Genomic DNA, 13,866 nt, shown 5'->3' with positions numbered 1-13,866 from the left:
ACCTCACCCCGTTCCTCCTCGTGTACCCGTCGGGGACGAACAGGGAGGAACGATGTTCAGCTACTCAGGACCGGCCCGGCTCGTCTACCCGGACGGCAACGCCGCCGACCTCGACCGGGTGGACCTGATCGAGACCGTGACCGACGGCTTCTGGCAGCTGTCCGGCGCCGCCGCGTCCGCCGACACCCTCGACGCCGGCGAGGCACGGATCAAGCTGCCCACCGGAGGCGAGGCCGACGTGCTGGTCGCCAACGTCCGCATCGGCACCGGCGGGTCCACCGTGACGTTGCTCAGCACGGGGAACGACGAAGGGCCGGGCGATCAGGTCGCCCGGCCCTGAGCTCACAGCACCGATCACACGCCGGACAGGCCCGCGTAGCCGCTTTCGTCGTGGAACAGCGGCGCGCCCAGGGCTCAGCTTCCTTCGGTCCAGAAACGCTGGAGTCTGGCTATCGCGTTTTCCTTGGTCATCTCGGCTACCTCGGATTCCGCGAGGCCAACGCGGGTGATCAGGAGGTGAACGAGATCGGCGGGCAGTGCCTCTCGCGGAGCTTCGGGTGTTCCCCGGTCCGGCTTGATGCCCTCCTGCGCACACGCCCAGAACACTGGCTCGTCAACCTGGAGCTGGTCGCGAAGGATGTGTCGCCAGATGCGAGGCCCGTAGTCCGTGCGATCAACCGGATGGGAAACCCGCGTGCGAAGCACCCGTCCATCGGTGAGGTGAAGTTCGTAGGTGACGTGGTGGGTGCCCGTTCGTCCGCGCGCACCACGCACTTGGAGCCACTCTTCGTTCACGCAGAACGACTGGTGGTCCTTGCGGGTCGGCTGAGGCCAGGTCATTTGGCAGCACCCACCAGCCAGTCACGCAGCTGGTCGTCGTCGCTCAAGCTGATCAGCTGAACAAGGCCCCAGTTGTCCCGGTGGTTCGGCGCGTCCAGGAGGTGGTCCTGCCAGTCCTCCGCGTACTCGCGCAGTGCGTCGATCATCTCGGTGATCGCTTCGTCGAAGGACGCGCCGTCGGCCGCGACGGGCAGACCGGGGATGAACACCGACCAGCCACCGGACTCAGGGACGACTTCCGCGCGCGACGGGATGAGGGAGGCCAAGAAATGACGCAGTCGTTCCACGCTGACAACCGCTGTGGTGACCGAGTCGCGCCTCACTGTGGCGACCTGCCCCCTTTCGGCTGCGTTGAGGAGGTCCTTCAAGTGCGCTCGAGCCTCTGTGTAGCTCTCGAAGTGAACAGCGGACACGGCAGCCTCCCGGTTGGTCACCTTCAGCCTCCACCGCCGTGGCAAGTACGTCAAGTACGTCAAGTACTTGCTGTGTGCTGACTGCTGAACCCGAAAGGCCCGCCGGGCCTTCCAGTTCCAACTCAGCCGATCACACGTCGTAGGTTTGTCGCCGGTGGATGGCTAGCCGCGGTTCCTGCTAGTGCACCTAGTTTGACCTGCGAGTTTGTTTTCGACGGTTGTCGTTATTGATCAACGCTGATCTACGTCTGACGGCCTGGAGACGGCCTGATCTTGGCTGTATGTCGTGACGTCCAGGAATTGTCGGTGCGTCGAACTAGCATCCCGACATGACGCGAAACACATGGCCTCGAAACAAGTCCACTGGTCCTGCAGGCGGCCTCTCGACCGGTTCCGGAGGCGGTCTCTCAACAGGGGCTGGCGGCGGCGCTTCGACTGGCGCTGGTGGCGGCATGTCGACCGGACCGGGCGGCGGTATGTCCACCGGGCCCGGCGGTGGTCTCTCCACCGGACCGGGCGGCGGCATGTCCACCGGTCCTGGTGGCGGCCTCTCGACAGGGCCAGGTGGTGGTCTTTCCACCGGCCCAGGTGGTGGTCTCGCCACCGGACCCGGTGGAGGCCTGTCGACTGGCTCGCCGCACTACATGAGCAACGTGCCGCCGTGGCCAGTGTTCGTGAAGGAGCTTCGTGCGCGAGGCCTCAACTACGAAGCCGACCTAATCGAACAGCACCACTGCAAGCCTTTTGAGGGGTACTACCCGGCGTTCTAAATCATGATCTCGTTGGCAAGACGGCGCAGCCGTCGCGGCAGTCGATCGCCGTGCCCAGCTCGGCCAAGACCACCTCTGCGCGATCGTTCCGGCTGGTGTGATGGCCAGGTAGTTTTTGCAATGACCCGCTGTCGGCGGCGTGCTCTGCGCCGCCATCGGGGACCGCGCCGCCGTGGCCGGCGGGCGGAGCGAAGCGGGAGCCCGACGTGCCCGGATGGATGCGGGCCACGCTGGAAGGCGACCGGTCCGCCGCGCGCCGCCGGCGGCGTCTTGATCCTATAAAGCGAAATTCAGCAACACGCGTGGTTGTATAGGCCGCGTGATGCGAACTGGCCCTGTAGTGCTTCGCGATTGATGGCGAACTTAGTATCCGCGCTGATCGTCACGGACTAGAGGTGAGGTAGCAGGTGGTAGAACCTCAGTACATCGCAGCAGGTGCCGCGTGTGTAGCTGCGCTGGCCGCTGTCTGGTCCGCGTACAATGGTAAGAGGACCCTTAACAGGGCTGACAAAGATCGAGTGGAACGAAGTCGACCGGTTCTCGCAGCTGAGTTTCGGATCCATCCGTACTCTGAGCGAACCTTGCTGTTGTCTGTCAAGAATTATGGGCAGACAGTGGCGCGAAATGTTCAAGTTAGGTTCACGCCCGAGATCATCTCCGACGATAAAGTTGGAGCCAAAGCGACGTTGGTGAAGAAGTTTGACAAGCCGATAAGCGTGTTCGCTCCCGGGGCGGAGCTTGAGACGATCTATTTCACGCCAAATTTGACGGGCGATGGCGTGAGCAATCATGAGGACTTGCCCGATGAGATACGCGTTACGATCTCCTATGACGGACCGTTTGTGAAGAAGTTCTTCGGGTTCGACAAGATCGAGCGATATGAGGACAGCTTCGACCTGGATACGATCCCGGTACGTGCGCGTGTGTGGCTGTCGAGCTCTACCGAGCCATCTGCACGCCTCAAGGAGATAAACAAGTCTCTAAAGTCCGTTGCGGCCGAGATCAGCGCGCTCAGGAAAGTTGTCAACGACAAGTGAGCTGACTGGCTGAGTTTGCTCTTTTGTTTAAATGGCAGACTGCACGCTGGATGTGGTGAAGGCGGCGGCTGAACACCATGGCGTGTGCATCCGGCCCGTTGTCCGTGAGGTGGTCGACCTCGATACCGGAGAAGTGCGCATCGTCGCGGTGCGGTGCAACTCCACGCAGGCGAGCAAGTGCCAGGCTTGTGCGGACCGCAACCGCAAGTTCCGCATGGCGCAGTGCCGTGAAGGCTGGCACCTCGAACAGGAGCCGGTGGCCGAACGGGAAGCGCCTTCGGCTGACCAGGTCGAGTTGGTCACCTACCGGTCCGACCTGACGGCGGAGTACCGGAAGGCAGCGGCGGAAGGCGCGTTGGATCAGGTCGATGACCTGCGTGAAGCCATCCGGGAAGCGGACGCCGATCTGCGCGGGGAGGTGTCCGCGGCAACCTTCCATCGATCGATCTACCTGCGAAAACAGCTCCGATTCGGTCCACTCGCCGACGTCAGGACGCGCCCAATCTGCCTCGGCGCAAGGTCGACAAGCGAACGGTAGGCAGGGAGTTCGCGGGCAAGTACCGGCCGTCCACCTTCGTCACGCTCACGCTCGACACCTACGGCAAGGTGCGTGAGGACGGCTCCCCGGTTGATCCGTCGACGTACGACTACCGCCGTGCTGCTCGGGCCGCGGTGCACTTCGCGTCTCTGGTCGACCGGTGGTGGCAGAACCTACGACGGGTCGTCGGGTTCGACGCTCAGTACTTCGGCACGGTCGAGCCTCAGAAGCGGATCACGCCTCACGCGCACTTCGCGGTGCGTGGCTCCATCCCGCATCGGGTCATCCGCGAAGTCACGGCGGCTACCTACCTCCAGGTGTAGTGGCCCAACCACGATGAGGTCAAGTACAGCGGCGACCGGACGCCCGTGTGGGACTCGCAGTTGATGGGGTTCGTGGACCCGGACACGCGCGTGCAACTCACGCCGTGGGCTGATGCCGTTGCCGCCCTCGATGTACCGGCACACGTGGCTGAGTTCGGCGCGCAGGTCCCACTCTAAGGGAATCCTGGGCGGTACCGAGGAAGCGGGCCGCCACATCGGCTACTCGACCAATTACCTGGTCAAGTCGATCTCCGAAGTGGTGCACGCTGACGCGTCCTCTCGGGTCTCCGACCACGCTGACCGGTTGGCAGCAGAGCTGGCCGTCACGCCATGTTCGGACCGGTGCGCGGTCTGGCTGGCCTATGGCGTGCAGCCCAAGGGCGCGCGTTCTCGGATGGCTCCGGGGCGCTGCCGGTCTAGGGCACACCGCCGGGAGACGCTCGGCTTGCCAGGCCGGCGTGTGCTCGTGTCGCGGCGGTGGTCGGGGAAGACCCTCGCCGAACACAAGGCGGATCGGGCGGCCTTCGTCAGGGAAGCCCTTGCGGCGGCAGGCATGGCGAAACAGGAGACCGACCGGACGCGGCTGATGTGGTCGCCGGTTCAAGCGGGTGACCCGCACGTCCCCGGCCGCGCTGAACTGCTCATGCAGATGGTTGCCCAACGGCTCAAGTGGAAGGCGGAGTACGACCAGGCGCAAGCCGTCCTGGCCGTACTGCCTCCCCGCGCCATATGTTTCAGCAACTTCGGTACAAGCGGCCTGATCTGGGGGGATCTCATGTCGAACGTCGAACCGCTATGGACAGTGAAGACCTCTCGGCCTTCCTCGGGGTGCCCGTGCACACGATTCGTGGGTGGCGGACCAAGAACTATGGCCCGCCTGCGCGGCGGGTTGGCAAACACCTTCGTTGGGACCCGGCCAAGATGCGCGAGTGGTTCAACAGCGCTGAAGAGGCCTGACAGCACCCGAATTCGAACAAGGGGAGAAGACTGTCATGGGCCACATCCAAGACCGCTGGTGGACCGTAAAGGACGGCGTGCGGGAGAAGACTCCGTTGCACGGCAAGGGATTGCGCTACAAGGTGTGCATCCCGTTGCCGGGTGGTGGGGAGCGGACGAAGTCGTTCCCGGACCGCCAGAAGAACGCGGCGGAGGCCTTCCTCCACGAGATGGAGAACGACAAGAACAAGGGGACGTATCTCGACCCCGACGCGGGGAAGATCGCGTTCAGGAAGTACGCGGAGGAACACTGGCTCGACGTGCAGACGTTCGATAAGTCGACGCGTGAGCAGGTTGAGTTTCGGCTCAAGCTTCACGTCTTCCCGTACTTCGGGGACGACGAGCTGCGCGTGATCCTGCCGTCCACGATCCAGGCGTGGGATCGGAAGCTTCAGAAGAAGGGGCTCGCGGAGACCTACCGTCGGACGATCTTCGCCAACGTTTCAGCAATCTTGACAGCTGCGGTGGATGACGAGTGCACCCGCAAGAACCCGTGCAACGCCAAGTCGGTCAGGTGGCCGCGCGGCGAGTATCCGAAGATCGTGCCTTGGGTGCCTGAGCGGGTGCAGGCGGTTCGGGCTTCGATCGGGGAGCGATACCGCGTTGGCGTAGACCTCGGCGCAGGTGCCGGCTTGCGGCAGGGAGAGGTGTTCGGGTTCTCGCCGGACGACGTGGATGAGTCGGAGGGCGTCATCCACATCATGCGTCAGATCAAGATTGTGCGCGGCAAGATGATCTTTGCTCCACCGAAGCACGGGAAGACTCGGGATGTTCCTCTGGCTAGCAGTCTGAGGGAGTCGATTGACGCGCACGTTCAGAAGTTCGAGCCACTTCCGGTCACGCTGCCGCGGTGCACTCCGGACGGCAAGCTCGTCACGATGCCGCTTGATTTATACGCGAGAGTCGAAGCAGACCTATCGGCACTCGTTCAACCACCACGTCTGGAAACCTGCGCTCAGGGAGGCTGGCGTGTTCGCCCCTGATCTTGCAGAAGGTTTTCATGTGTTGCGACACTTCTTCGCATCGATGCTATTGGTCCAGGGGATCAGCATTCGAGCGTTGGCGGAGTACCAAGGACACGCAGACCCGGCGTTCATGCTCCGTGTTTACACGCATCTGATGCCATCTAACTATGAGAGAACGCGGTCGGCAGTAGGCAAGATCTTTAGTCATTCGGCTGCGGCTGGTGGTGGATCTTCATGTTGAATGCCGAGATCATCTCGCATGGCTCTGATCAAATCGCGCGTGTGGAAGCCGCCGGACAGCCACTCTGCTTCTTGCGGTGGATAATGGCCGTTGTATGCATCGACAGTAACACTGCCGAGTTTAAGCATGAGATCGTGGCTTGCCTCCCATACCTTTTGGGAAACCAAGTGGACCTGATCCTGTATCAAGGCGAGCTTCATGCGGTCATTATTTTTACGGTGATACATCCATCTACGCACAGTGTCCTGGTCATCCCGTGCGAAGTAAGTGACTTGTTGGATCTCTCTCAGCCAGCGGTTGATCTCGCCAAGGAACTCCGCGTACAGGACACGGTTCTCGGGGTTGAAGCGGAGCCTGTCCTCCCGCTTCCAAAGATCGTCGCGGAGTTCACGCTCTTGATGCATCTGAAGCCACCGGCCGTAGTGGACTCCGATCAGTGCGATGAGAGCTGCAAAGATCGCCGCGCCACCTGTGATTACTGGAACCCAGGGGTTGGTCATGGCGGAACACTAGAAGATCAAACGACTGAGGGCCGGGCGACTGAGACAGTCACCCGGCCCGCGGCCTTAGGTCGATCAAGCGGCCTCTCCACGCTGGACGGCCTGGAGACGGCCTGGCTGGGGCTTCAACCGGAGAAACAGCCGGTCAAAGCCCCGCGCCGATCACACGTCGTAGTACAGCGCGAACTCGTAGGGGTTCGGGCGCAGACGCAGCGGGTTGATCTCCTCTTCACGCTTGTACGAGATCCAGGTGTCGATCACGTCCGGCGTGAACACGCCGCCCTCGAGCAGGAACTCGTGGTCGGCCTCCAGGTTGTCCAGCACCGCGTCGAGGGTGGCCGGGACCTGCTTGACGTCGCGGGCCTCCTCGGGCGGGAGCTCGTAGAGGTCCTTGTCGATCGGGGCCGGCGGCTCGATCTTGTTCTTCACGCCGTCGAGGCCCGCCATGACCATCGCCGAGAAGGCGAGGTAGGGGTTGCCCGAGGAGTCGGGGCAGCGGAACTCGATGCGCTTGGCCTTCGGGTTGTTGCCCGTGATCGGGATGCGGACGCACGCCGAGCGGTTGCGCTGGGAGTAGACCAGCGACACCGGGGCCTCGTAGCCGGGGACCAGGCGGTGGTAGCTGTTCACCGTCGGGTTGGTGAAGGCCAGCAGTGACGGCGCGTGGTGCAGGATGCCGCCGATGTAGTGGCGGGCGGTGTCGGACAGGCCCGCGTAGCCGCTCTCGTCGTGGAACAGCGGCGCGCCGTCCTTCCACAGCGACTGGTGCGTGTGCATGCCCGAGCCGTTGTCGCCGAACAGCGGCTTCGGCATGAAGGTGACGGACTTGCCGGCCTGCCAGGCGGTGTTCTTGATGATGTACTTGAACAGCATCAGGTCGTCCGCGGCGTGCAGCAGCGTGTTGAACTTGTAGTTGATCTCGGCCTGGCCGCCGGTGCCGACCTCGTGGTGGGCGCGCTCGACGGTGAAGCCCTGGGCCTCCATGTTGAGGACCATCTGGTCGCGCAGGTCGGCGTAGTGGTCGTTCGGGGTGACCGGGAAGTAGCCGCCCTTGTACTTGACCTTGTAGCCGAGGTTGCCGCCCTCTTCCTCACGGCCGGTGTTCCACCAGCCGGAGACCGCGTCGATCTTGTGGAAGCTGGCGTTCGCGGTGGTGTCGAACTGCACCGAGTCGAAGATGTAGAACTCGGCCTCGGCGCCGAAGTACGCGGTGTCCGCGATGCCCGAGTCGGTGATGTACTGCTCGGCCTTGCGCGCGATGTTGCGCGGGTCGCGGCTGTACGCCTCACGCGTGAACGGGTCGTGCACGAAGAAGTTGACGATCAGCGTCTTCTCGATGCGGAACGGGTCCAGGCGCGCCGTGTACAGGTCGGGCAGCAGCAGCATGTCCGACTCGTGGATCGACTGGAAGCCACGCACGGAGGAGCCGTCGAAGGCAAGACCCTCTTCGATCGCGTCGGCGTCGAACGCCTTGGCCGGCAGCGTGAAGTGCTGCATCACGCCGGGCAGGTCGCTGAACCGCACGTCGACGAACTTGACACCCTCGTCGGTGATGAACTTCAGCACCTCGTCGGAATTCTTGAACACCCTCGTCGACTCCTTGGCTATGGAATACGGCTGGCCATCGCGAGCGACCGTATGTCGGCGGTGTTGCCCGTCCGTCACTCGGATGTTTCGCCAGTGTTAACGGGGCCGCCGAACCGGGCAAGGCGACCTGCCGGTCCTCACCCGTTGAGCACGGCCTTACTCTGGTGGGGTGAGCAGGTGGACCGGTTCGTGGCTGTCAGGACCCCGCTCGGTACTCGAACCGGGCGCGGACTCGAACGACGGCAAGCAGCAGCGCTGGCGTGGGGAGCGCCACGGCTTCCCGGAGAAGGGGCCGGGCTCCATCGCCTCGATGGGACGGCGCACGTTCGCCATCCTCGTCGACTTCCTCCTCTCCGCGGGCGTCGCGGCCCTGTTCACGCGGCCTGAGCTGCCGCGGAACTGGAGCCTGCTGGCCTGGTTCGTCATCACCGTGGTCGCGGTGGCGTTCTTCGGGTTCACGCCGGGGCACGCCCTGTTCGGCCTGCGGGTGGCGCGGATCGACGGCAAGACGTTCGTGCACCTGCCCCGCGCGCTGCTGCGGACGGTCCTCATCTTCCCGCTGATCCCGGCGCTGGTCTGGGACTCCGACGGCCGCTGCCTGCACGACAAAGCCGCCGGCACGGTCGTCATCAAGGTCAGATAGCCCGCCGCCGAAGTACCTCTGAACAGCGGAAAGGCCCGCCGCAACCCGTGCGGCGGGCCTTTCGCGTGCTGGAAGAGTGGTGAGGAGCTGTGCGCTCAGCTCAGCGGCGGCGCAGCGTGCGCTGGACGTTGCGCATCTTCGCGCCCTGCGGCATCGGGCCCTTGGGCAGTGCGGCACCGCGGCTGGCCAGCGCGGCCAGACGCGCGTCGAGCGTCTCGACCTGGGCCGTCGTGATGTTCCGCGGCAGCTTCATCAGCACCGACTGCAGCTTCTTGAGCGGCACCTGGTTGTCCTCGGTGCCGATGATGAAGTCGTAGATCGGGGTCTCGCCGACCACGCGGGCGATGCGCTTCTTCTCCTGCGCGAGGAGCGGCTTCACCCGGTGCGGCGCGCCCTCGGCGACCAGGACCACGCCCGGCCGGCCGATCACGCGGTGCACGGCGTCGAGCTGGGTCGTGCCGGCGACCGCGGGGGTGACCCGCCAGCGGCCGCGCAGGTTCTCCAGCGCCCACGCAGCGGCGCCGGGCTGGCCGTCGGCCTTGCGGAAGACGTTGCTCTGCACCCGGCGGCCGAAGATGATCACGGCCAGCAGCGCGCCGATCGCGACGCCCAGCGGCACGAACATCCAGACCGCGTCGAAGACGATGCCCAGGACCACGGCGACCGCGGTGACGCCGAGCAGTGCCGCCAGCATCAACGGGATGAGGGCCTTGTCCTCGCGGCGTTGCATCTTGAACGCCTCGAAGATCTGCTTGCGCCGCTCGCGTGACGCCGCGCGACGAGCCTTCGCCGCTTCCTTGGCAGCCGCTTTGTCCTGCTTTCCAGCCATACCTGTCAGGATACGGCGCGCTGGTCTCAGCCTCGCATCGGCCATCTGCGAGACTGCCGGGCATGGACGCGTTGCTGGAGGGTCTCGATCCGGAACAGCGCGCCGCAGTAGAAGCGCCGCGCGGCCCCGTGTGCGTGCTCGCGGGCGCCGGCACCGGCAAAACGCGCACCATCACCCACCGCATCGCCTATCTGTGCCAACGCGGCCACGTCGCCCCGTCGCAGGTCCTCGCCGTGACGTTCACCAAGCGCGCCGCGGGGGAGATGCGCACGCGTTTGCGCTCGCTCGACGTGCACGGCGCGCAGGCCGTGACGTTCCACGCCGCCGCCTCCCGCCAGCTGCGCTACTTCTGGCCGCGGGTCGTCGGCGGGCCGCGCTGGGAGCTCGTCGACCAGAAGATCCGCGTCGTCGCCCGCGCCGCCGCCAGGCTGGGGCTGCCGACCGAGGCCGACGCGCTGCGCGACCTCACCAGCGAGATCGAGTGGGCCAAGGCCTCGCTGCTGACGCCGGAGGACTACCCGCTCGCCGCCGCCCGCGCCGCGCGCGACATCCCGGCGCCCGCCGAGCAGGTCATGAAGCTCTACCGGACCTACGAGGAGCTCAAGAACGAGGCGATGCTCCTCGACTTCGACGACCTGCTGCTGCACACCGCGGCCGCCCTGGAGGACAACGCGGAGGTCGCGCAGGAGTTCCGCGACCGCTACCGCTGCTTCGTCGTCGACGAGTACCAGGACGTGACGCCGCTGCAGCAACGCGTGCTCGACGCGTGGCTCGGCGGCCGCGACGACCTGACCGTGGTCGGCGACGCGAACCAGACCATCTACTCCTTCGCGGGCGCTTCGCCGCAGCCGCTGCTCAACTTCCCCCGCCGGTTCCCCGAGGCCGTGGTGGTGCGGCTGGAGCGCGACTACCGGTCCACCCCGCAGGTCGTGGGACTGGCCAACGAAGTCATCAAGTGGGCGCGCGGACGTCCCGCCGGGTCGCGGCTGAACCTGATCGGGCAGCGTCCCGAGGGCCAGGCGCCGCGGTTCCACGAGTTCGACGACGAGCCGACCGAGGCCGACTCGGTCGCGCGGCGCATCAAGACGCTGCTCGACGAGGGCGTCGCCGCCTCCGGGATCGCGATCCTCTACCGCGTCAACGCGCAGTCCGAGGTGTACGAGCAGGCGCTCGCCTCGCACGGCATCCCGTACCTGGTGCGCGGCGGTGAACGGTTCTTCGAACGGGCCGAGGTGCGCCAGGCGATGATCTCGCTGCGCTCGGCGGGCGGGGTGTCCGGTTCGCTGCCCGAGGTCGTGCGCTCGGTGCTGCAGAAGGTCGGGCTCACCGACGAGCCACCCACCGGTGGCTCCGCACGCGAACGCTGGGAGTCGCTGCTCGCCCTCGTGGAGCTCGCCGAGGAGCTGGCCGCCGCGGTGCCGGACGCCGACCTGCCGCGGTTCTGCGTCGAGCTCGACATGCGCGCCGAGGCACAGCACCCGCCGACGGTCGAGGGCGTGACGCTGGCGTCGCTGCACGCGTCGAAGGGCCTGGAGTGGGACGCCGTGTTCCTCGTCGGGCTGGTCGAAGGCACCATGCCGATCCAGTACGCCGACGGCGACGAGGCGAAGGTCGAAGAAGAACGCCGCCTTCTGTACGTAGGCGTGACGCGCGCGCGTGAGCACCTCTGGCTGTCGTGGGCGTTGTCGCGCGCGGCGGGCGGCCGCAAGTACCGACGCCGCTCCCGCTTCCTCTACGGCCTCGTGCCCGAGAACCACCCCGCGGCGCGTGTGCCCGGCGGCGGTGCTGCGCCGCGGCCGCCGTTGATGAAGAAGGAAAAGCCGACGTGCCGGCTGTGCGCCGCGACGTTGAACGAGGCCCAGGCCATCAAGCTGGGCCGATGCCGCTCGTGTCCGTCCGATGTGGACGAGGAGCTGCTGGAGGAGCTGCGCCGCTGGCGGGCCGGCCGGGCGCGTGAGCTGAAGGTGCCCGCTTACGTCGTGTTCACCGACGCGACACTCATGGCGATCGCGGAGCAACGACCCACGGATTCGGCCGGACTCGTGTCGATCTCGGGCATCGGCGCTTCGAAGCTTGATAAGTTCGGCGACGACGTGTTGGGCCTGGTCCGAGCCGGTGTCGGGTACTCCGCCACCTGATCGGGACAAGTTTCGTTAAATAGGTTGCACGCCCCAGGTACGGGGTCATAACCTGCTCATGCCGGGTCCGGAGGACCCGTCTGGGGAAGAAGAACTACTACTACACGCTCTAGCTCTCAGCAGCAGAGCTCTCTATGGAGGAGGTGGCCGTTGTGAAGCTCAACCTGACTTCGCGCGCGCTCGGCCTCCCCGTGTCCGAGGGCCTCTGCGCGTCTGCCACCGCCTTGGCCATGTGGCAGGACTCTGCCCTGAAGCCAGTCGCACCGCAGGCCCGCGAGCGGGTCACCGGACTGCGCGGCACCGTCCTGCGCAGCGAGCAGCCGATCTTCGCGCTGCCGGTGATCGATGCCGTCCACAACTACACGAATGCGCTGTCCGCGCATCAAGTGAGAAGGCTCCTGCCGACCCCATAGAGGGGTCGAAGGACCACCAGGCTCACGAAAGCCGCGGACTCGCACAGAGTCCGCGGCTTTCGTGTTTTTGCAGTACCCCACACAAGGAGAAAACCCTGATGTTGACCGCGACTGTCCCGCTCACCGGCGAGACACTTCCGGACCTCGCGGAGGGGCTTGACCTGCCCTGCCGCACCCACAACCCCGACCTCTGGTTCGCGGACGCCCCGGCGGAGCTGGAGAAGGCCAAGTCCTTCTGCGGAACCTGCCCGGTGCTCGCCGAGTGCCTCGCGGGAGCCCTCGCGCGGCACGAGCCGTGGGGTGTCTGGGGTGGCGAGATCTTCGAGCGCGGCGTCGTCATCGCCCGCAAGCGGCCGCGTGGCCGCCCGCGCAAGGACGCGGCGGCGACGGTGGCTCCTTCGAGCAAGACGGAGGCGGCGGCGTGAACACCTCGGTGATCAATCTCGACGCAATGCCCGCGTACATGAACGAAGGACTGCACCCCATGTCTCTGCAAGAAGAACTCGTGCGGATACGAATACAAGAAGCCCAGAGGTACGCAGAGGAGCAACGCCTGGCGAACCGCCTCGCGTCAGCGCAACGTTGGCGCAGGTTGTCGCGATGGGCGGGACGCAGAGCGGCTCGCTTCGACCTCTGACAGTCTCGAGCTGAGGCCGTCATCCACGAGAAGGTGGATGGCGGCCTCGGCCGTTCCTCCGTACCGTCTTCCTTTGTGCCGCACCACACTCACGACGGAATCGACTGGTCCTCCCGCCTCTCGGCCATGAGGCGCTACGGCGCCTTGCAAGCCGAAGCGCTGTCCGCGGTGGCCCGCAGACTCGTCGCCCCACTCCCGGACTCACCCGTTGTGATGGACGTCGGCTGCGGCGCCGGCAACATGTCCGTCCCCCTGGTAGCCGCCCTCCGCGACCACGGCGGCGGCGTCCTGGTCCTGGTCGACGCAACCCCGGAACTCCTCGACGCCGCCTGCGCCGCAGCCCGCACCGAGGGCGAAGGCATCGTCTCGGTGAAACCGGTCCTCGCCGACCTCGCAGCGGAAGACCCGCTCTCCTTCGCCGGCCCGGTCGAGCTCATCTGGGGCTCCCGCGTCATCCACCACCTCCCCGACCAGCTGCGAGGCGTGCGCCGCCTGGTCTCCGCCCTGGCCCCCGGCGGCTGGCTGGCCCTGGCCGAGGGAGGCCTCGAAACCCGCTTCCTCCCCTGGGACCTGGGCGTCGGCGCACCTGGCCTGGCGGACCGCCTGGCCGCGGCCCGCGCCGAGTGGTTCGTCTCGATGCGCGAGAACATGCAGGGCTCCGTCCGCCTCCCCGTCGGCTGGAACGTCGCCCTCGCCGACGCGGGCCTGGGCGAGATCAGCGCGTTCAGCTTCGTGGTCGACCACCCGGCCCCGGCCAAGCACCTGGTCCGCGACTGGGCCGTCGACCGCCTGACCTGGCTGGCCGAGATCACCGGCCCACACCTGCACGCCGCGGACCGCGAGGCGCTGCGCCGGCTGCTCAACCCGTCGGACTCCGAGTACGTGGGTGCCCGGGAGGACGTGTTCCTGCTGGAGACGGACACCGTCCACCTGGGACGGCGGCGATGACGGCGTGCCACAGGTGCGGGCGGTCGCGGGGGTCTGTTTCTGACCTGG

The 13,866-nt window shown here is 66.0% G+C and carries 15 protein-coding genes and 1 pseudogene; 11 read left to right on the top strand and 5 right to left on the bottom strand.

Annotated features, from left to right (window positions below; translation table 11 throughout):
* Positions 1 to 52 precede the first annotated feature (52 nt).
* The gene (locus BBK82_RS08560) at positions 53 to 340 is read left to right on the top strand and encodes a hypothetical protein (RefSeq protein ID WP_065914516.1); all 288 of its coding nucleotides are present in this window, start codon (positions 53 to 55) and stop codon (positions 338 to 340) included.
* Positions 341 to 414: 74 nt separating this feature from the next.
* On the opposite strand, the gene BBK82_RS08555 is transcribed toward BBK82_RS08560, so the two are convergent.
* Entirely contained in the window at positions 415 to 840 is a 426-nt protein-coding gene (locus tag BBK82_RS08555) for a cytotoxic translational repressor of toxin-antitoxin stability system (protein WP_065914515.1), read from the bottom strand.
* Complete coding sequence (locus tag BBK82_RS08550) at positions 837 to 1,316, bottom strand: type II toxin-antitoxin system HicB family antitoxin (RefSeq protein ID WP_237048094.1); 480 nt, start codon at positions 1,314 to 1,316, stop codon at positions 837 to 839. The genes BBK82_RS08555 and BBK82_RS08550 overlap by 4 nt, the downstream gene beginning before the upstream one ends.
* Positions 1,317 to 2,712: 1,396 nt before the next feature.
* On the opposite strand from BBK82_RS08550, the gene BBK82_RS08545 reads away from it, so the two are divergent.
* From BBK82_RS08545 to BBK82_RS56675, 5 genes and pseudogenes are all read left to right on the top strand, one after another.
* Positions 2,713 to 3,060, top strand: coding sequence for a hypothetical protein (locus BBK82_RS08545; RefSeq protein ID WP_065914514.1), 348 nt, complete (start codon positions 2,713 to 2,715; stop codon positions 3,058 to 3,060).
* A 31-nt stretch (positions 3,061 to 3,091) separates the two neighbouring features.
* A pseudogene (locus BBK82_RS48765) lies at positions 3,092 to 4,682 on the top strand (replication initiator).
* The gene (locus BBK82_RS47345) at positions 4,651 to 4,878 is read left to right on the top strand and encodes a helix-turn-helix domain-containing protein (protein WP_335618060.1); all 228 of its coding nucleotides are present in this window, start codon (positions 4,651 to 4,653) and stop codon (positions 4,876 to 4,878) included. The pseudogene BBK82_RS48765 and the gene BBK82_RS47345 overlap by 32 nt, the downstream one beginning before the upstream one ends.
* A 35-nt stretch (positions 4,879 to 4,913) precedes the next feature.
* Complete coding sequence (locus BBK82_RS51515) at positions 4,914 to 5,900, top strand: tyrosine-type recombinase/integrase (RefSeq protein WP_170067832.1); 987 nt, start codon at positions 4,914 to 4,916, stop codon at positions 5,898 to 5,900.
* A complete protein-coding gene (locus BBK82_RS56675; protein WP_170067887.1) occupies positions 5,803 to 6,123 on the top strand; it encodes a tyrosine-type recombinase/integrase in 321 nt (106 codons plus the stop codon). The genes BBK82_RS51515 and BBK82_RS56675 overlap by 98 nt, the downstream gene beginning before the upstream one ends.
* On the opposite strand, the gene BBK82_RS50020 is transcribed toward BBK82_RS56675, so the two are convergent.
* Entirely contained in the window at positions 6,087 to 6,623 is a 537-nt protein-coding gene (locus BBK82_RS50020; protein WP_154697192.1) for a hypothetical protein, read from the bottom strand. The genes BBK82_RS56675 and BBK82_RS50020 overlap by 37 nt on opposite strands.
* A 162-nt stretch (positions 6,624 to 6,785) precedes the next feature.
* Positions 6,786 to 8,210 carry a type I glutamate--ammonia ligase gene (gene glnA / locus BBK82_RS08525; protein ID WP_065914511.1) on the bottom strand — a complete coding sequence of 475 codons (1,425 nt, stop codon included), beginning with the start codon at positions 8,208 to 8,210 and terminating at the stop codon, positions 6,786 to 6,788.
* A gap of 169 nt (positions 8,211 to 8,379) precedes the next feature.
* Between glnA and BBK82_RS08520 the strand changes: the two genes are divergently transcribed.
* Positions 8,380 to 8,853, top strand: coding sequence for an RDD family protein (locus BBK82_RS08520; protein WP_065914510.1), 474 nt, complete (start codon positions 8,380 to 8,382; stop codon positions 8,851 to 8,853).
* Positions 8,854 to 8,953: 100 nt separating this feature from the next.
* Here the strand turns inward: BBK82_RS08520 and BBK82_RS08515 are convergent, their stop codons facing one another.
* Positions 8,954 to 9,682, bottom strand: a complete 729-nt coding sequence (locus BBK82_RS08515; RefSeq protein WP_065914509.1) for a DUF4191 domain-containing protein — start codon at positions 9,680 to 9,682, stop codon at positions 8,954 to 8,956.
* A gap of 62 nt (positions 9,683 to 9,744) precedes the next feature.
* On the opposite strand from BBK82_RS08515, the gene BBK82_RS08510 reads away from it, so the two are divergent.
* The 4 genes from BBK82_RS08510 (at position 9,745) to BBK82_RS08495 (ending at position 13,818) form a co-directional block, all read left to right on the top strand.
* Positions 9,745 to 11,820, top strand: a complete 2,076-nt coding sequence (locus BBK82_RS08510; RefSeq protein ID WP_065914508.1) for an ATP-dependent DNA helicase UvrD2 — start codon at positions 9,745 to 9,747, stop codon at positions 11,818 to 11,820.
* Positions 11,821 to 11,972: 152 nt separating this feature from the next.
* Positions 11,973 to 12,233: a hypothetical protein gene (locus BBK82_RS08505; RefSeq protein WP_154697191.1), complete on the top strand. Its 261-nt coding sequence runs from the start codon at positions 11,973 to 11,975 to the stop codon at positions 12,231 to 12,233.
* Positions 12,234 to 12,331: 98 nt separating this feature from the next.
* Positions 12,332 to 12,658, top strand: coding sequence for a WhiB family transcriptional regulator (locus tag BBK82_RS08500; protein ID WP_065914506.1), 327 nt, complete (start codon positions 12,332 to 12,334; stop codon positions 12,656 to 12,658).
* Between the two features lie 338 nt (positions 12,659 to 12,996).
* A complete protein-coding gene (locus tag BBK82_RS08495) occupies positions 12,997 to 13,818 on the top strand; it encodes a class I SAM-dependent methyltransferase (RefSeq protein WP_179953761.1) in 822 nt (273 codons plus the stop codon).
* Positions 13,819 to 13,866 lie beyond the last annotated feature (48 nt).

This window comes from Lentzea guizhouensis (genome assembly GCF_001701025.1).
In the GTDB taxonomy this organism is placed as follows: domain Bacteria; phylum Actinomycetota; class Actinomycetes; order Mycobacteriales; family Pseudonocardiaceae; genus Lentzea; species Lentzea guizhouensis.
This window is presented reverse-complemented; position numbering and strand designations above follow the sequence as displayed.